The 16640-nt window shown below is 46.6% G+C and carries 23 protein-coding genes; 14 read left to right on the top strand and 9 right to left on the bottom strand.

What is annotated here, in order from left to right:
* Positions 1-302 precede the first annotated feature (302 nt).
* The 13 genes from BWK47_RS05155 (at position 303) to BWK47_RS05100 (ending at position 6743) form a co-directional block, all read left to right on the top strand.
* Entirely contained in the window at positions 303-1289 is a 987-nt protein-coding gene (locus BWK47_RS05155) for a hypothetical protein (RefSeq protein ID WP_237269831.1), read from the top strand.
* Positions 1270-1554 (top strand): hypothetical protein, encoded by a 285-nt coding sequence (locus BWK47_RS05150; RefSeq protein WP_162327824.1) that lies wholly within the window; start codon positions 1270-1272, stop codon positions 1552-1554. Before BWK47_RS05155 ends, BWK47_RS05150 begins: the two co-directional genes overlap by 20 nt.
* Positions 1555-1685: 131 nt before the next feature.
* A complete protein-coding gene (locus tag BWK47_RS05145; protein ID WP_162327823.1) occupies positions 1686-2468 on the top strand; it encodes a hypothetical protein in 783 nt (260 codons plus the stop codon).
* A gap of 44 nt (positions 2469-2512) precedes the next feature.
* On the top strand, positions 2513-3256 hold the full coding sequence (locus BWK47_RS05140) for a hypothetical protein (protein ID WP_162327822.1): 744 nt from the start codon (positions 2513-2515) through the stop codon (positions 3254-3256).
* The gene (locus BWK47_RS05135) at positions 3256-3660 is read left to right on the top strand and encodes a hypothetical protein (protein WP_162327821.1); all 405 of its coding nucleotides are present in this window, start codon (positions 3256-3258) and stop codon (positions 3658-3660) included. Before BWK47_RS05140 ends, BWK47_RS05135 begins: the two co-directional genes overlap by 1 nt.
* Positions 3657-4052: a hypothetical protein gene (locus BWK47_RS05130; RefSeq protein WP_162327820.1), complete on the top strand. Its 396-nt coding sequence runs from the start codon at positions 3657-3659 to the stop codon at positions 4050-4052. Before BWK47_RS05135 ends, BWK47_RS05130 begins: the two co-directional genes overlap by 4 nt.
* Positions 4049-4228: a hypothetical protein gene (locus BWK47_RS05125; protein ID WP_162327819.1), complete on the top strand. Its 180-nt coding sequence runs from the start codon at positions 4049-4051 to the stop codon at positions 4226-4228. The genes BWK47_RS05130 and BWK47_RS05125 overlap by 4 nt, the downstream gene beginning before the upstream one ends.
* A complete protein-coding gene (locus BWK47_RS05120; protein ID WP_162327818.1) occupies positions 4228-4788 on the top strand; it encodes a hypothetical protein in 561 nt (186 codons plus the stop codon). The genes BWK47_RS05125 and BWK47_RS05120 overlap by 1 nt, the downstream gene beginning before the upstream one ends.
* Before the next feature lie 2 nt (positions 4789-4790).
* The gene (locus BWK47_RS05115; RefSeq protein ID WP_162327817.1) at positions 4791-4952 is read left to right on the top strand and encodes a hypothetical protein; all 162 of its coding nucleotides are present in this window, start codon (positions 4791-4793) and stop codon (positions 4950-4952) included.
* Positions 4952-5410 (top strand): hypothetical protein, encoded by a 459-nt coding sequence (locus tag BWK47_RS05110; RefSeq protein ID WP_162327816.1) that lies wholly within the window; start codon positions 4952-4954, stop codon positions 5408-5410. The genes BWK47_RS05115 and BWK47_RS05110 overlap by 1 nt, the downstream gene beginning before the upstream one ends.
* Positions 5410-5694: a hypothetical protein gene (locus BWK47_RS16820; protein WP_204250468.1), complete on the top strand. Its 285-nt coding sequence runs from the start codon at positions 5410-5412 to the stop codon at positions 5692-5694. Before BWK47_RS05110 ends, BWK47_RS16820 begins: the two co-directional genes overlap by 1 nt.
* Positions 5687-6034, top strand: coding sequence for a hypothetical protein (locus BWK47_RS05105; protein WP_204250467.1), 348 nt, complete (start codon positions 5687-5689; stop codon positions 6032-6034). Before BWK47_RS16820 ends, BWK47_RS05105 begins: the two co-directional genes overlap by 8 nt.
* Before the next feature lies 1 nt (position 6035).
* A complete protein-coding gene (locus BWK47_RS05100; RefSeq protein WP_162327814.1) occupies positions 6036-6743 on the top strand; it encodes a peptidoglycan-binding protein in 708 nt (235 codons plus the stop codon).
* A gap of 406 nt (positions 6744-7149) precedes the next feature.
* Here BWK47_RS05100 and BWK47_RS16815 read toward each other — a convergent pair whose 3' ends face one another.
* From BWK47_RS16815 to BWK47_RS17005, 9 genes are all read right to left on the bottom strand, one after another.
* Entirely contained in the window at positions 7150-7395 is a 246-nt protein-coding gene (locus tag BWK47_RS16815) for a hypothetical protein (protein ID WP_204250466.1), read from the bottom strand.
* Between the two features lie 186 nt (positions 7396-7581).
* Positions 7582-7935, bottom strand: coding sequence for a hypothetical protein (locus BWK47_RS05085; RefSeq protein WP_162327811.1), 354 nt, complete (start codon positions 7933-7935; stop codon positions 7582-7584).
* The gene (locus BWK47_RS05080; protein WP_162327810.1) at positions 7935-8279 is read right to left on the bottom strand and encodes a hypothetical protein; all 345 of its coding nucleotides are present in this window, start codon (positions 8277-8279) and stop codon (positions 7935-7937) included. Before BWK47_RS05080 ends, BWK47_RS05085 begins: the two co-directional genes overlap by 1 nt.
* A gap of 352 nt (positions 8280-8631) precedes the next feature.
* Positions 8632-8886 carry a thylakoid membrane protein gene (locus BWK47_RS05075; protein WP_010872187.1) on the bottom strand — a complete coding sequence of 85 codons (255 nt, stop codon included), beginning with the start codon at positions 8884-8886 and terminating at the stop codon, positions 8632-8634.
* Positions 8887-9076: 190 nt separating this feature from the next.
* Positions 9077-10078 (bottom strand): CHAD domain-containing protein, encoded by a 1002-nt coding sequence (locus BWK47_RS05070; protein ID WP_162327809.1) that lies wholly within the window; start codon positions 10076-10078, stop codon positions 9077-9079.
* 193 nt (positions 10079-10271) lie between these two features.
* On the bottom strand, positions 10272-12116 hold the full coding sequence (spkE, locus tag BWK47_RS05065; protein ID WP_162327808.1) for a pili biogenisis serine/threonine protein kinase SpkE: 1845 nt from the start codon (positions 12114-12116) through the stop codon (positions 10272-10274).
* 44 nt (positions 12117-12160) lie between these two features.
* A complete protein-coding gene (locus tag BWK47_RS05060; protein WP_162327807.1) occupies positions 12161-13018 on the bottom strand; it encodes a Na+-translocating NADH-quinone reductase subunit B in 858 nt (285 codons plus the stop codon).
* A gap of 193 nt (positions 13019-13211) precedes the next feature.
* Entirely contained in the window at positions 13212-13583 is a 372-nt protein-coding gene (locus tag BWK47_RS17010) for a hypothetical protein (RefSeq protein WP_237269829.1), read from the bottom strand.
* The gene (locus BWK47_RS17005; protein WP_237269828.1) at positions 13564-13887 is read right to left on the bottom strand and encodes a hypothetical protein; all 324 of its coding nucleotides are present in this window, start codon (positions 13885-13887) and stop codon (positions 13564-13566) included. Before BWK47_RS17005 ends, BWK47_RS17010 begins: the two co-directional genes overlap by 20 nt.
* A 186-nt stretch (positions 13888-14073) precedes the next feature.
* Here BWK47_RS17005 and BWK47_RS05050 point away from each other — a divergent pair, with 186 nt between their 5' ends.
* Positions 14074-16623 carry a glycogen/starch/alpha-glucan phosphorylase gene (locus BWK47_RS05050; protein ID WP_162327806.1) on the top strand — a complete coding sequence of 850 codons (2550 nt, stop codon included), beginning with the start codon at positions 14074-14076 and terminating at the stop codon, positions 16621-16623.
* Positions 16624-16640: the final 17 nt, after the last annotated feature.

The raw sequence follows: 16640 nt of genomic DNA, 5'->3' as shown, positions 1-16640 counted from the left end.
GTGCCAAAGGTGAGAAGGGGGACAGGGGCGATCGCGGTGAGCGTGGCTTACCTGGTCAAAATGGTGCCAAAGGTGAGAAGGGGGACAAGGGCGATCGCGGTGAACGTGGTTTACCTGGGTTGAAAGGGGATAAAGGTGAGAAGGGAGACAAGGGCGATCGCGGTGAACGCGGTTTGCCTGGCAAGGATGGATTAAGCGATCTAACCTTTCAGCCGCGCCTGTTCTGGAATCCAAACACCAATCAATTAGAGCTAAGGATTACAATCAATGGAACAACTAAGAATACCGTCGTAACTATCCCTATGGAGTGCGATTTCTCGGAATTAATCGAATATTTGGAAGATATTCAAGATAAAGTGACCATTACCCCAAACATTCAAGCCGGGGAGTGTGGGGATCCTGCTGAGGCTGGGGACTGGTATAAATACGTCCCTGGTCCAGCGGCAACGGCGGGGGGATTAGAGGAAGCTTTTACTCTCCTATCGAATCAAATTAAGGAATTACACGAAACTGCTTGCCAAGGGGTACAGCCCAAAGTCCCCGTGAAGGATTTGCCCCAGATTATCGAGTGTGTAACCAATCAAGAAACCGGGGAAGTACAGGTTCAAGCAATGAGCCTGGGGGATATGGAATTAAGCCGGGGATTTGTCCCCCCCTGGGCCTGGGGAGTTGCCCGCGACGTTGTGGCCCCATGGGCGATCGACCAAGCTTTAAATTGGCTGGGGAACTGGTTAACTGAGCAGACCAAGATTAATCAAGAAATAATCTGCAAGCTTGAAGGCGGTGGGGATTGTGGTGTATTGCTCCCTGACCCTAGGGCCGTCTGGAATACCCATGGAAATTACCTAATTTTCTATTGGAAACTAGAAAATGCTGAAACCCCAGAAGACAAACGTTGGAAACATACAACGCAATTAGCAGATCCCATTGCCCCCCTTTTGACTGGAGGCGAAGGAATTTGGGAAGCTTATTTTGCTGACATAAAAATAACCCTCGGTAATCAATGGGGGTCAATTTACAGCGAAAACAAAGCCCGCCGCCATCCCCTATATCGAGGCTGGTTTATTAGCATTGACCACGCGGAAGAAATGCTTTGGAAAATCGCCAATCTGAGTCAAATTCCCAAAAGACAGACAGATAACCCGATTTTTCCTCTTGTACAGAATCACGTTACTCATTTAGTGAATCAAGGAAAAACCATGGTACTACGTAAAGTCTGCGTAGCCGTAAAACATGAAGGTTCAGACAAAATTGATATTATTCATGGCTATGAACCAAAAACGACATGATGGGCAATGGGGCACGGCAAAACGTTATTCAGTCTTTGCCTATCATCCAAGGGAATTTACCCCAGAAGTTCATTCCTACACCAAAATTTCCTTGGTGCAATATTGTCAGAGCAAAAATATTAGTCGAGATCAAGCGAAAACATTAATCAAGCGTCATTGGTTAGCTGTCACTAGACTAGCTGGACGTTTATGGGTGCATGAAGTCTGCCCTGAGCAAATAGCGGAATTTCTCGATATATGGCCACCCTGCAAAAAAGAAGGTTAGATCCTGTTCTTCCCCGTAGAGTCTTAAGACTCTACTCATGAGTTTTTCTCACGAAAACTTTTAAATCTTCCAGAATTAGGACATTAAAAGACAAAGAAATGTTTCCGTCCTAATTTTGAGGTTTAACCCCTATGGCTTTTCAGATTTTCCCCGTAGCTGGCGGCACTGCTGACTTTTCGGGGGTCTTTATTCCCGTTGGTGATCTGCTAAATGGTGGTATTGAAGGGGCCAACGAATTTGCTGATGGAGAACCCGCCGCATTAAAGCGAGATAAGGCTTTGTTTGCCGTTTCAGAAATTTTTACTTCTTACATTGCCAATCTTGCCCCTGGTTTATCCCTTGGGTTAAGCGTGACTCGCCCCAATACTGCCGGGGTGAATTACACCTATGGTGTAAATCTCCAATTGCATGAAATTTTAGGCTCAGGGGAGACCTTAGCCCCCCTACCTGTCCCCAGTGCCGGAACTAACGCAGGCATTGGGGAAGTTTCCCTGACCGATGTTTTCCCCAATGCCACAAAGGTTTCCGCCGCCGCCGATCCTGGTGGCTCTGGTTTGCTGATTGAATCCGCAAGTGTAGAGGCTTTTGGTGCCCCCGACCATGCCAGTTTGGTTCTAGCTGATGATGCCCGGATGTGGTTTGGTGCCCTATTCCGCTATATGGCCGTTTCTACCGATGTGCCCCTGCGGTCTGGGGCCGTTGCTAGTGCTGTGACCAACAAAACAGCGGTTCCCTATGTTTCCTTTACTCTCCCTGCCGCCGCTACCGCCGCCACTGACCCCACCACGGATTTAGCGGCTTCTGATTTGCCTCAAACTGTGTTGATTCAACAATCTGCCACCGTCACTTTTAATTTAGTAGCCTCTAGCCCCGCTCCCACATTGGAACTAGAGCTTAACTCGGTTACTGCTTAATTCTAATGTTTCTGTTTTTGTTCACTTTATGAAGGGAAAAAATTATGTCTCGTTATGATCGCAGTCACATGATCGCCAGTTATATTGACGATCTAGGCACTGAACACAAAAACCTAGCCTTTAAGATCCAAGGGAATGCTCCCCTGATCAGCGATTTTTATCAAGCTCGAACCAAAGCCCTTTGCTCTGCCGGGAAATTTTTTAAGTTTCGTGCCCTTATTGCTACCTTTGAAGATGGGAGAAAATTACAGTACCCGTTACCCGATCCTGGCAATGCGCTTTCTTGGACTGAGCAATTAATAGGGGCCGGGGCCTTGTGCGTCAATTTGGAGGGGGAAGAATGGGGTTTTATTCCCAAAACAATAATTCCTGGGAGTTATCGGTCTTCCCCTTATAGTGGACTTCCCCCCCGTAAGGTTTACGAAAGTATCACTTTTGATTACACCCCCTCTACTGTAGGAATTGATGCTGTACGCTTATCAACTCGAATTCCTACCGATAACGGCAGTTTGAATACTTGTCAAAAAGAAGGGCTTCAAGGAATTGAAGAAGGGGCCGGAATTTGTAATGCGGCGGGGATTGTTGAACCGCGTCGCTTAATTATTCAAGCGCGATCAATTGATAGCTTTAACAGCGCAGATTTCAGGGAAGGTTCAGTTCGCCGTAATGCGATTGTTAGTTCTCCGTTGGCCGTGGTTCCCACCGGGAGTGCTATCGCTGGATGTGCAGAATGCCTTGGCTACAAAGGGGAGTCTATTGACGCGATCCACGCCTTAGTTCCCGCTTAATGGCTGTTTATCTAGGGGAATATACCACCGACAGCGACAAGGTTTTTAAATTCGTTTCCTTAACTGTCGGCTTTGTAGAAGTCACTACAGGGGAGATCCGGGGGCAATTCTCCCAAAGTAATCCTGCTGATGATGCCCGTTATATTCCCCCAGTTTGGTTTAACAACGTTCAAGCTAAAGGGAGAAGGCAAAATGCTTGTTCTTTGCCCCATACACCGCGCTTTGCTTTGTTATGGGTGACCAATACCCTATATTTGCGCGTTCCCGTCCCTTTCCGCCCTGGAACAGGTCAGTATGATGAATTTTTCACCAGCCTGGCCTTTGCAGAGCCTAAACAATTGGTGTCGGTGGGGCAACTAGGGGAACAGGTTTCTAGTAACTGGCTTAAGGTTTACATCAAATGATTGAACCAGCAAAAACAACCCGTATCTGGGAAAACCGGATTATGGATTATGACAAGGATTTGCTTAACAGGTCTGTGTTAGTCCGAGTCCGTTTTCTGATAGGGAAAGAACCGCCTAGCCCTCGTCCATCTTTGCTAGAAGCTCGGTTATTAACAGATGAAGCCTGGAAAGCCCCTAGTCGGAACGGTTGGGAACCACGGCAATTAACTGCTTGTTTTGCCCAACCTGGCAACCAAAGCGGGCAGGCTGAACGCACCGTTTACAATCCCTATCGACCTGGGGCTTTTGGCCATAATGCCTTAATCAGAGAAACCTTTGCTTGGCCCGGAGTTTTGTCCCTTTCCTATACCGGGGAAACCTTAAACAAAAAATACGAGGATTTTGCCAAATGATCACTGAAGTAACCATTAAGCTTTCTCTAGAATCCCTCCGTCCCTTGGATGAGCAAACAGCAGAACAGTACATTTCTGAATTGCTATTGGGGGAAGATGACAATTTTTTCGGCGGGGAAACGGGGCTTTACGCGATCGCCCTCCCTGACATCAAGGTTGAAATGGAGGAAGTCTAGTGGAACTATCCGTTATCTATGACGGTGTTCTAGACCCCTCAGCCTTTAACCTGTCGGAAACCTTCAAAAATGCCCAATTTCTCTATTTTTCCGCCGGAAATAACTTTAACTACGAGCTAGAGATTGGGGTCAGTTTGGTGGTGTTTGCTCCCACCATTGGAGGCGGTGAGCAAGCAAAGCTAGCCGCTGACCTGGGGGTACTGAATTCCAACCAAATTATCCCTTTGACCAGGGAAGTAAGCGAGTCTGGCTTAGATTACCAGTTAGCTTTTGGGGTTGACACCTCCGTTCCCGGTTTCCGTGCCTATGTCTGGACTTCTGAAGTAACCCAAGAAAAATTGGCCGAGGCGATCGCCCAACTGCAAGAGAACGCCCTAGACATTCTGGAAAACCAAGCTACCCAACTGGCCACCCAATTGGCCATTGGGGCCAACCAAATAGCCCAAAACCAAGCCCTTGCCCTAATTGGGACTGGGTTAATTCCCCTCACCGCCGGGGTAACCGCCCCCGTTCCCTTGATTTTAGAAGGGTCAAGCCTTCTCCTATTGCCAGGAATTTAACCATGAATCTAAACGTCTTTACCGTCCTAGAAACCGACCGGGCCGCCAGGGAATTAGGGCTGGATCTCCCCTTAGCCGTTTGCATTGACATCGCAGAAGAAATTGTCCGGTCTAAATTTCCGGTTTGTGTCCGAGAGCATCTAGAGAATTGGGAGCAAAAATAATGCCTCAAGCTTATGAGCAATCGTCTTATCTAGCGGCCCCCTATAGCTTTGAAGCGGTCAAAAATTCCACAACGGAACAGATCCGCCCCCTGACTGGGGTGCAAAGTTTTTATCAGTTCACCGGGGGGGTAATGGATGCCAATGAAACATTGGCTTGGACAATGCCCGCCGCTGTTTTGATTGAGAGTTTTTGGGTCGCTTACCCCGGTAGCCCTGGGGGGACGGTCACCATTACCTTGTTCGATACCTTGAATGTTCAAAATCAAAACTTGATTATAAATACCAACAACAATGGGGAAAAGTTTGATAACGCTTGGGCTTACAGTTTTTCCGCCCCCTTTGCCATCCCCCAGGGATGGTCAGTTAGGTTTAAGCCCTCGGCCGCGATTTCTTCTGTTATTGCCTTGGGGGAACCTTGTTTATTTTTTGACAACCAATTTGGCGTGAGGGTGACTTAATGACTGGGGGCGAATACTCGTTTTTAGAAAACTTTTTTGAGGGCGATCGCCCACTGACCCTGGGGATTCTTCTTTATGTGGTTTGGTTGCTCCACAAGAGTGATCAGAGACAAACCAAGGCAATCAATTGGCTTAGAAAAACCCTAATTGCCTTACAAGTCCGAGTTAACAATTTAGAGAAGTTTAATGAACGATTACACCCCAATGAATGGAGGCATCCCCCTAATATTCCAGACGTTCCCATTGATGATAATTTTAATTTTCTAGATGACAACGATGATTAAATTACTAGGCAATCACCAAATTTTAACCAGTAATAAACATGGCAAAGTCAGGCTAAATTTTCTTCCTTTGCTAGATTCTTTTTACACAAAACATGGAGAAAGTATTACCCATTTTTTATTCGCCCATTGGAACAAAATCTTAGAGTTACCTGCCTACTATGACCCCATCACAGAAAGGTATTTTGCCGCCCCGGAAAGTCAGATTCAAATTGTGGCAACGGATCACTTTTGGGAAGGGGTACAACGGGTTGATGGCTCCCCCCTGCCCTCTAGTTGCTTGGTCTATCCCAATGCCACGGCGGAATGGATTGATCGCACCTTAGTAATTGACAAGGCTTGATATGGCTACCGTTAACAGGGTCTTAAGCATTGCGGGCGGGGAAATTGGCATTACAGAATCCCCCAGAAACAGCAATCGCACTAAATATGGCGCTTGGTATGGCATGAACGGCCAGCCCTGGTGTGCCATGTTTGTTAGCTGGGTATTTGACAGGGCCGGATCTCCCCTTCCCGTGATGCAACAAGGGGCACCCAGCGGGGCCGCCTATTGCCCTTTTATCGAGCATTACGCTAAACGCCAGGGGCGATGGTATAGCAAACCCCAGCCTGGGGACTTGGCCCTGTTTCACTTTGGCAAACGAGAAGCCATACACATTGGCATTGTGGAAAAAGTCATGATTGCCGGCCAATTTACCAGCATCGAGGGCAATACCAGTGCGACAAGCAATGACAACGGCGGGGCCGTCATGCGGCGATCGCGTAATGTGAGCCAATGCCGGGGATTCTATCGGCCCGTGTTTGGCCCTAAAAAGACTGGGGTGGATGCCTATTATCGTCTGATCCGATTGACCGACCCTTTTATGCGGGGGGAAGATATTCGAGCTTGGCAAATCCAAGCCAATTGGTTTGGGTATGGTTTAAACCCTGACGGTGTGTATGGGCCAAAATCCGAAACAGCCTGTAAAAAATTCCAAGCTACCCGTGGCTTGGAAGTGGATGGTGTAATTGGTGATATTACTTGGAAAGAAACCTTCAAAAAGCTTAATTAATAACGACTAAGCAAGTTTTTCCGTTTAGAAAAAATGACCATCATTGGGATTAACACCACTAAGTTATAAAAAAAGTGGAGTTCAATTCGAGGAAACCAAATCTCCCCAATGCACCAGGGATTGGGGACTGTCGCCAACATAATACTGTGTTCCCCTAGATGTAGGGTTTGGAGAATTAAGGCCGTTAGTCCAAAAACTGGGGAAAAAGCATATAGCCCAATTTCCATTACCAGAGCATAAAGAAAGTGTAGCCATTGTGATCGCATTAATTCAGGAAAGTAAATCCCAAGTAATCCTAAGCAGTCTGGACGCTCCCAACCCAATAAATAAAGTTGGCTCAACTGGAATATATGCTCAGCAAAATGAATTAAGCAAACAATAATAAAGGCAAAAATTATTTTATTTTTCATACCATATCCCCTAAATTCAAATTTATTTCTGGGGCTTGAGTAATGATTTGCAAATTGTAATCAGCATAGTCATATAATTGCCCATCAAATCGATAGATAAGACCAGATTCAACAAACCCCCCAGCCACAGAACCCAGCCCCGCCGTTGAGATTTTGTCTAACAGGGATTCTAATAGAGCCAGGGGGGTTGTGCCCTCTAATTCAATTTCTATCTGGGTTGGGGTGATGGTTAGCCAGTCCATAATTTGAGTTTTTAATTTTCTCTCTTAATTCTTTTGCGTGATCCATTGAAAGTAAATTAACAAAAATATATTTTTCTAGAGTTTTTTCACGAGAAACACGATATGTTGTTTTTTTGATCGCCAAACTATCAATGCAGATATGATACCAACAGCGGCGCGGAAGTTCTATATTCATAAGTTAAAAAGCTATTCCAAAAGATTTGTTTCTGATACTTCATAAAAAGTTAATAGCCATCGCCAATACAAGGCAGATTCATCGCTAGAAAGGGCTTTTCTGACAAACAAAAAGGAAAAATCCGAGTCAGAACGCGGATTATAAAAAGCCAACGGGGAGCCATCAGAATCCCATAATTGCTCCCCGTCGGAGTCAAGTAGAAAACCTTGGTAATAGCTGAAAATCCGCAGAAACACGGCGGTCAAGACAGCGGGGGGATAATCGTTGCTTGGACTTAGCCCCACGGCGGTTAAATTTTCCCTGGGGATAATTACTTTCCCTCCCACCAATTGGGAGCCTTCCCCGAAAAAATCAGCCAGTTCCACTAAACAACCAGATCAGGATCTAGGTCGGACGATGTATCGGGAATGTAGATCGCCACGTTGTAGTTAAAACTGATTTGTTGCTCTGTGCCCCTAGTTTCAAATTGCTTAAAGGGATCTCCCACAATCAAACCGTCAGTGGGGTCTGTGTTATCCGTTGACTGGTTTCCCCGCCATTGCAAAATTAGGGCGGCGGCAATCCGGTCGGCCCATTCATCAATGGTTAAATCGGTGATCGCCGTTGGATCAGTGATGCCCGCCAGATCGTCAATATCAAAAGTGACCGTTTTTGCTGTTTCGTCAAAAATTGCCGCTGTGCCAAACCTTTGCACTAATGTCTGAGCCATGGAAATAAGGGGGGTAAAATCTTGGACTTTTCAGGTTCATTTTAACCCCCTTGACAACAAATTACCCCTGTTTTTAGTCCGTATTTAGTCCATAGATTTTTAGGGTAAGCTGGAATGTAGTCTGTATATGGCTTTGAATTTTTAGCCCAGGGGACTCATAAGCCCAAGGTCGGCGGTTCAAATCCGCCCCGAGCCATTTCTAGTTTAGAGTTTTTCTACCTGGATGTTATGGGCTTTCAGGGTTTTTCCGTTTTCTGAGTTAGTCGAGCATGGGGAGTAGAAATAAAGCTCACTAACCCTTGATGGCAAGGTGATTTTTCCCGTGGCAACTCCATGGAGTTCTACGCCAACCTTAGCGGTTAAGAACGGCGGGAATGATTATGGCGAGGGCCGAGGTGGCCAAAAGGCCAAAGGCAATATTGACAATTTGCTGGGAAGCTTTCTGGTAAGTATCTAGTTTGCTGTCATAGATTTTAATTTCTGTCACTAGGTTAGTAAGAATCGTTTCAATTCGGTCTAGGCGTTGCCCCTGTTCATTCAAGCTATGTCTTTGAGCTTCAAGATCTTCGGAGATCTGCTCTAAGCGAATATTGTCATTGTTAGTCATGGAGTCTCCTTTTGCGGAGGTACTAGCGCCCCTAGATTAATTGTAGTGGCAGCCCAGATTTCAAAAGAAGCTAAACCATAGATGCTAAAGAGTGTCCCAAGCATAATGGCGTCTCCAGACCATCGTAAATTCCCTAACCCGGGGCGAGGATGATTGCTTTGTCAGTTTGGGAAACCATCAGGCACCAACTTTAAAGGTTGCTAGAAGTTGGCTGGTCACTGTTTACAAGGGGATTTTGCACCAGTTGACGACAGTGGTGACGATATACGGGGTCGATAAACTGGCTCTGCAATGGTTGCCATTGGTCCCAATATCCCAGGCGATCGCCATGGAAAATAGCACTCCATTGGGGACAGAGTTGCTTTAGGTCTACATCCAGGTACTGCTCCACCATGGCCCTCAAAACGAAGCTATCTTGCAAATTGCCGAGGATTTCTTGGGTCATTTTTACCTGGGCTAATAATTGTTGATATTCTTCCCCAAAGTAATCGCTAAATAGCTCCATTTGGTAGCGGGTACGTTTTGCTTCTTTGCGTAAATCGTGCAAAATTGATTCTTCCCCGTCTAACAAAGTTTCAATGGCGGTAGGACTGAGGTTAATACAGCGACGTCGTCGGTTTGAACTGTTAGTATCGGGGTCAATTTCTGTACCTACCAACCAACCGGGATGAAGAAAAAATTGGCTCAGTTGGGGCAAAAGTAAATCAGGTAATACATCGGCGATCGCCAAACCACCGAGGCTAGTGAAATGGGGATGTTCTAGCCATATTTCCCAGCTCTGTTTAAATTGAGTAAATTTGTCGTGGGTTAACAATTTATAGGTGGCTTTAAACGCCTGTTTTCGCTCCTTTTGTAAACGTTTTAAAACTTTTTCCAAACAACCTTGTTCCGATGTTGGTAAATGGGGTAAATATTTATGGAGCAAAATTTCCTGCAAAACATCATTGTCCCGTTGCACTCCCAACTGTTGACCTATTTTTCCGATTTTTCTTTCCGTAATGCCCTGGGGTAATTGCACGGCTGGCATAAAACCAATGACCGCCGTTCTTAACCGTCGTACCCCCACCCGCAACTGATGCAGATCCTCTGGGTCTTGATCTTTTAAAACCCTAGGGGCATATTTAAAAATTTTTCCAGTGTGTTTCCCGAAGGCGAAAACTGCTCGATCGCCAAAGCTATGTGTTGTTTCCATGTCAAATAAATCACCCTAAATGCTCCGTTGTCTCCATCGTAGGATAGGAATTTGGGTCTTTGACAAGATTATGAATAGGTTAAGAAGTCTGGTTGGACAGGCAAGTTCTGGGGAAAATTCTCCCGATTCGTCGTTTACTGTTGTGGCGATATTTTGTGTGCATCCAAGGGAAAATTGATTATTCCACATCGGTTCAAAATGGTTGAGCACTGGCGGGAATGATACTGAGTTCCAGTTCAAAGGCGATCGGCTCCTCCGCTACCGATGTGATTACCAACTCGTAATAACCGGTTTGGTCAGTGGGGCCAGACCAGCGATGCATGGCAGAATTTTGCAGAATTACCTCCGGCCCGGTGGGGGGATAGAAGGAAATTCGAGCGGTGGGAGGGGCAGTTAATTGTAGGCTGAACTCCTCTGTCGGGGGAATAGTAATGGCATAGGCATAGCCTTCTCCTGGCTCCAGGGTGCCATTGAGATTGAGCTGATTGGCGTCGTCAAAATTCAGTCTTTGGTAATGGCTTTCATCCTCCAGGCTCGCCAAGCTATCAAAGGCCATGGCATTCCATACCTGGGCCAGGGGGCGTTGCTCAAATTCCGGTTCCCCCAATAAAGCAGGGCTGACCATGGGTAAATAGTGATGGAAACGGGCATTGACCAAATCGTAAAAACTACGACTGCTGAGGCGCAATTGATTTACCCTCGGAATCCAGCGGCGGCGATCGCCGGAATTGTTTTGGGCAAAATCCCTCGTAGCTTCTCGACTCAAACTTTCCAAGGCATCCAACACAGTGATAGTCATGGCCATCTGTTGCTCTGGGGAGCCGAGGCTCAGAGGGGCACCATTGGTATTGGAGTTATTGTCCAACCTTTGCTGGGGGTCAATACCCAACTGAAAAGCTAAACCATCGTCCACCAAGGTCTGAAATCGTTGGGGAGAAATGCCTAAATTTAGTCGGCGGGCCCGAATTTCATTTTTAATCTCCAAATCGGTTTTTTCCGGCACATCATCCCCCGGTTCTTCCTGTGCCAATTTCTCCAACGCCGCCCGTTGTTGATTATCTAGCCATAACTGCCCTGCTCCCCAGCCCAGGGCCATGGCGATCACCATCAAACCCAGTAAGATGAATGATTTTTTGGCTAGCCCCTTTAACCCATCGACTCGGACCATATTTTTTACTTTTGCGGAAGAAGAAGATTCAGGAGACTGATGGACTGTGGGGAAAGGGGGTTCCCCGGTGCTAGATTTACCAACGCCATTATCAGTTTGCTCTGGCATGGTGGACGTCAGGTCAAACTCAGCCACTGTAGGCAAAAAATGCTGGGGCAAGTTGTTCAGATTGTCCATCAAAGTGGGCCAATCCACCAGGGGCGGCCAAGCTAGTAATTTCAGCAATAACTGGCGAAATTCCTGACTGAGGGCAACGGAGGACAAAAGGTTTTCCCAAGGTGGGTTAGGGTTAATTTCCCCCGTCAGCAAGGCGATCGCCCCCAGGCCTAGACCATGTAAATCTCGTCGGTCTTCCCCTGGAGTACCGGAATAATATTGACTATGAGTAAAATCTACCAACACTGGCAGCCCATCCACTGTACGGCGCATTATACTACTGGGGCTAATCTGGCCATGGCAAATTTTCTGGATGTGGAGATAGTGTAAAACCGGTAGCAGTTGACGGCACCATTGGCGTACTTCCAATTCCGTAAAAGCTTTCCCCTGAAGGCGGCGGTCTTTGAGCAAATCGAAATAGGATTGTCCTTCGATAAAATCCTGTACTAGATAAAGCTCTGACCCCAGGGCAAAAAACTCCCGGAAATTAGCAATTTGGGGATGGTCGAGGGCGTAGAGTATTTCCGCCTGTTGCTTAAACAAATTGCCGGCTTTGTCCCCGGGGGGCGCAGTTAAAACCGTGATGGTGCAGGGTTCATCAAAGCGGTGGGTATCTTGGGCCAGATACTGCTGACCGAGGGAATTTTGTCCTAAATGCAGTTGAATCAGGTAACGGTCATCGAGGCGTTGGCCCAGGGACAAGGATGGGGTCATTGGGGGAAAGGAAGCAAGTTATCCAGCCGATGGCACATCCTAGCTTAATTTGACGGTACAGGGTTGTTCTTCTGCCACCATTGAAAACGAGGGGCGGGAAACTGACGGTCTAGCAATACGGTCAGGGGTGAAAGACAAAACAAGGCCCAGAACAAAGCAGTGGGCAAGTAGAAGTGATATTGCAAAATTAGGCTAAAAATGGCGATCGCCGTAGCCCAGATTAAACGACCGGGGCGGCCATTGGGAATGGAGCGGGGATCGGTGATCATAAACAGAGCAAAGACCAGTAAACTGCCATTTTCCAAATGATGGAAACTAACTTCCGGCGGCCAACCTAACCAAGCGTTGCGGGCTAAATCCAACCCGGCATAAACCGTCAAAAACATTATTGATGTGTCCCAACGGCCCACTTTGCCCAACACCAAACCCCCCGCAGCCAGGAAAACTGCTCCCAACCAGAGAGTCGTGCCCCATTGTCCCGGGGAAACCCACGCATCCCCGGTTAAACTCAGAGCGGCAATAATACCGAAGTTAGCCGGATTAAACCAATGTTTACCCCAGGCTTGCAACAAAAATTTGCTGGCGATCGCCAAACTAGCCGCCAATATCAAAGTGGATAAATGGTTGGCTCGGAGTAATAGACAAAGACCTAAGCCAGTAATCAAAGCACTTTTCCAACCTTGATGTCTCCATAAACTCTGCCAGGTATCGAGGGAAAACCACCGACTAAAATTGCCCTGTTGATTAATGGTGAATAAGGATTGCACTGTCAGGGTAGTGGCCAAAACAACGGCGATCGCCAGGGGGCTTAAACTCCAGTCCCGGGCCAAGATGCCTAAACTCAAAAAGCTACAGAGAAAAATAATCTGGTAATCCCGGGCATCACGGTGGACAGTCAGCATGGGTTTTCCTAGCAAAAAAGTATTTTCATCTTAGAAGATATTTCGGAGCCTTGAAACCTAGCAGGGACGGTGGAAGAAAAGCGCAATCAGGCCAAACTTGCCGAATTTTTTGCCACAAAACAACCAATTTACTCAGAGTTTATTTCCAATTCTCATTTCAGGTTCCATCCCCGTGGAGCCTTTTTTATTGTCTTTACCAAACCCTAGGCTGAAAAGTGGCAGGTATATCCAATTCAAAGATTTCGTCCCGAATGCGGGCGGCGTATAAACCAGCTTTTAGCACTTCTTCCCGGAGGGCATTGGACAGATCAACGGCGGCGAGGATGCCATAGAGTTTTTTATCCTGATGTTCAGGGAAAAATTCCCGAAATTGCTGGAGATGTTTGATTAATTGGGTGATGGATTCAGGTCGGGCATGGCTTTTAACTTCCACTACGATCGCCGTATTTACCTCTCCGTTGGCATAAGCCAGTACATCCAATTCAATATGTTTACCCTGTTTGCTCACCCGGGCGCTGGGAGTAATCACTTCCATCCCAAATTTTTCAAACAGAATAGTTTCCATGGAAGGCAAAGCTAAACCTTTCGGTAAAACTGCCAAATTTTTGCCCTAGACCCCCAATTTGTTTCCCTAATTCCTGAATTTGGCGATCGGTCTTTTTGCTTTGTTCCCTTAATTCCCGAATTAAGCGATCTGTTTCTTGGGAACGGCGATCAGCTTCCTCCCGTTGTTCTTGAAACCGGCGATCCATCTGCTGAGAACGGCGATCAGCCTCTTGACGCATTCGTGCCGATTCCTCTCTTTGTTCCTTCTGGGCTTGGACTAGCTCTCCCAGGAGTTGCCACACTTCATCCGCTGTTGTCGCCATAATTACTTAGGATTTAGCCTACTTATTCCCCATTTTAAGGGGTCACCGTTTGGGATAGAATCTGTATCTCTGCAACCTAGCGGTTTGTTATTTTTTCGATGTTTTGTTAAGAAGTCATACAAAAGTTAGCAATGGTAACCAAATTTTAATTCTGGTCCGACACTATAAGGGAAAGGCACAGCATTAATGGAGCACCTTCCCATGGCTTTTAACACCACCAATCCCCTCATTCAGGTGGAGGATGACCGCACTGGTCTGAGCGTGGAAACCCTCAAGCGGGCTTTGGCTGACAATTTGTTTTATCTCCAGGGTAAATTTCCCGCCATTGCCACTAAAAACGATTGTTATATGGCTTTGGCCTACACCATCCGCGATCGCCTCCTGCAACGGTGGTTAAATACATTCCAAACCTATCTCAACTGTGACAATCGAGTGGTGTGCTACCTGTCGGCGGAATATTTGCTGGGGCCCCATTTGGGTAATAACCTGATTAATTTAGGGCTATGGGAACCGGTGCAACAGGCGGTGGAAGAATCGGGGTTGAGCTTGGATGAGTTAATTGATATTGAAGAAGAACCGGGGTTGGGCAACGGTGGTTTGGGTCGTTTGGCCGCCTGCTTTATGGATTCCCTGGCTACGTTGGAAATTCCGGCGATCGGCTACGGCATCCGCTACGAATTCGGTATCTTTGACCAGGAAATTAAAGACGGTTGGCAGGTGGAAATCACTGATAAATGGCTCCAACTGGGTAATCCTTGGGAAATTGCCCGTCCTGAATCCGCTGTGTTAGTCAAACTGGGGGGCCATACGGAACCCTACACCGATGACCAAGGTAATTATCGGGTGCGTTGGATTGCCGGCAGTTTGGTCAAAGGCATTCCCTATGACACTCCCATTTTGGGCTACAAAGTCAGCACCGCCAATAATTTGCGCCTGTGGAAATCGGAAGCGGCGGAATCCTTTGATTTTCAACGGTTTAATGTGGGGGATTATTACGGGGCAGTGCAGGACAAAATGTCCTCCGAAAATCTCACCAAAGTGCTCTATCCCAACGATGAACAAATCCAGGGCAAAGAGTTACGGCTGGCGCAACAATACTTTTTTGTTTCCTGTTCTTTGCAGGACATGATCCGTATTCACCTGTCGGACAATCCCACCCTGGACAATTTCCACCAACATTTTGCGGTGCAGATGAATGACACCCATCCTTCCATTGCGGTGGCGGAATTGATGCGTCTGTTGGTGGATGAGCATCACTATGAATGGCAACGGGCTTGGGCCATTACTGAAGCCACCTTTGGTTTTACTAATCACACTTTGCTACCGGAGGCATTGGAAAAATGGTCTTTGCCCCTGTTTGGCGAAATGTTACCCCGCCATTTGGAAATTATTTACGAAATCAACCAACGTTTCCTAGATCAAGTACGGATGAAATATCCTAACGATGGCGATCGCCTGGCCCGGTTATCCATCATTGACGAGGCAGGAGAAAAGTCGGTGCGGATGGCCTATCTGGCCACGGTGGGTTCCCATGCCATTAATGGGGTGGCGGCGTTGCATAGTCAACTGGTGAAGGAGACTATTCTTAAAGACTTTTACGAACTTTGGCCAGAAAAATTTAGCAATAAAACCAACGGCGTTACCCCCCGGCGCTGGATGGTGCTCAGTAATCCCCGCCTGAGTAACTTAATTTCTTCCCGCATTGGTGATGGCTGGATTAAAAATTTAGACGAGCTAAAACAACTGGAACCCTTTGCTGATTTGGCTGGATTCCGACAGAATTGGTGCAAAGTTAAGCGGGAAGTTAAGCAGGATTTAGCTCGCTATATCCACACCAGAACTGACTTAGTGGTTAATCCCGATTCCCTGTTTGATGTGCAGGTAAAACGAATCCATGAATATAAACGGCAACATTTGAATATTCTCCACGTTATCCATCTTTATTTGCAGATTAAAAATAATCCTAATCTGGATGTTACACCCCGTACTTTTATCTATGGTGGTAAAGCAGCCCCCGGTTATTTTACCGCTAAATTAATCATCAAGCTGATCAACTCCGTGGCGGATGTAGTTAATAATGACCCCACCATTGGCGATCGCCTGAAAGTTATCTTTTTGCCGGACTATAACGTTAAATTTGGCCAAAGGGTCTATCCCGCCGCTGATCTTTCGGAACAAATTTCCACCGCTGGCAAAGAAGCTTCCGGCACCGGCAATATGAAATTTTCCATGAATGGAGCTTTAACCATTGGCACATTGGACGGGGCAAATATTGAAATTCGGGAAGAGGTGGGGGCAGAAAACTTTTTCCTCTTTGGCCTCACCACTCCAGAAGTGGAAAAAACCTTGGCGGAAGGGTATCAACCTTGGGAATATTACAACAATAATGCCAACTTAAAAGCTGTGGTAGATCTGATTAATTCTGGCTTTTTCTCCCATGGTGACACAGCATTATTTCGCCCCTTAATGGATTCCTTGTTGGGTCAAGACCCATACCTTGTATTTGCCGATTTCCAAGCCTATGTGGATTGTCAAAACCAAGTGGGAGAAGCCTATAAAGATCAAGAAAACTGGGCTCGCATGGCCATTTTAAATGTGGCTCGCATGGGTAAATTTTCCTCAGATCGTACTATTCGGGAATACGCCGAAGACATCTGGGCTATCAAACCAGTGGTAATTGAATTAGAGGACCTCTGTCCCGATGGTCAATGTTTGTTAATTTCTCCTAATAAATAGTTACCTTAACCTGCCTC

The organism is Synechocystis sp. CACIAM 05 (assembly GCF_010222815.1).
Classification (GTDB): domain Bacteria; phylum Cyanobacteriota; class Cyanobacteriia; order Cyanobacteriales; family Microcystaceae; genus Synechocystis.
The sequence above is the reverse complement of the archived record's forward strand: the minus strand, read 5'-3'. Positions and strand labels throughout refer to the sequence as shown.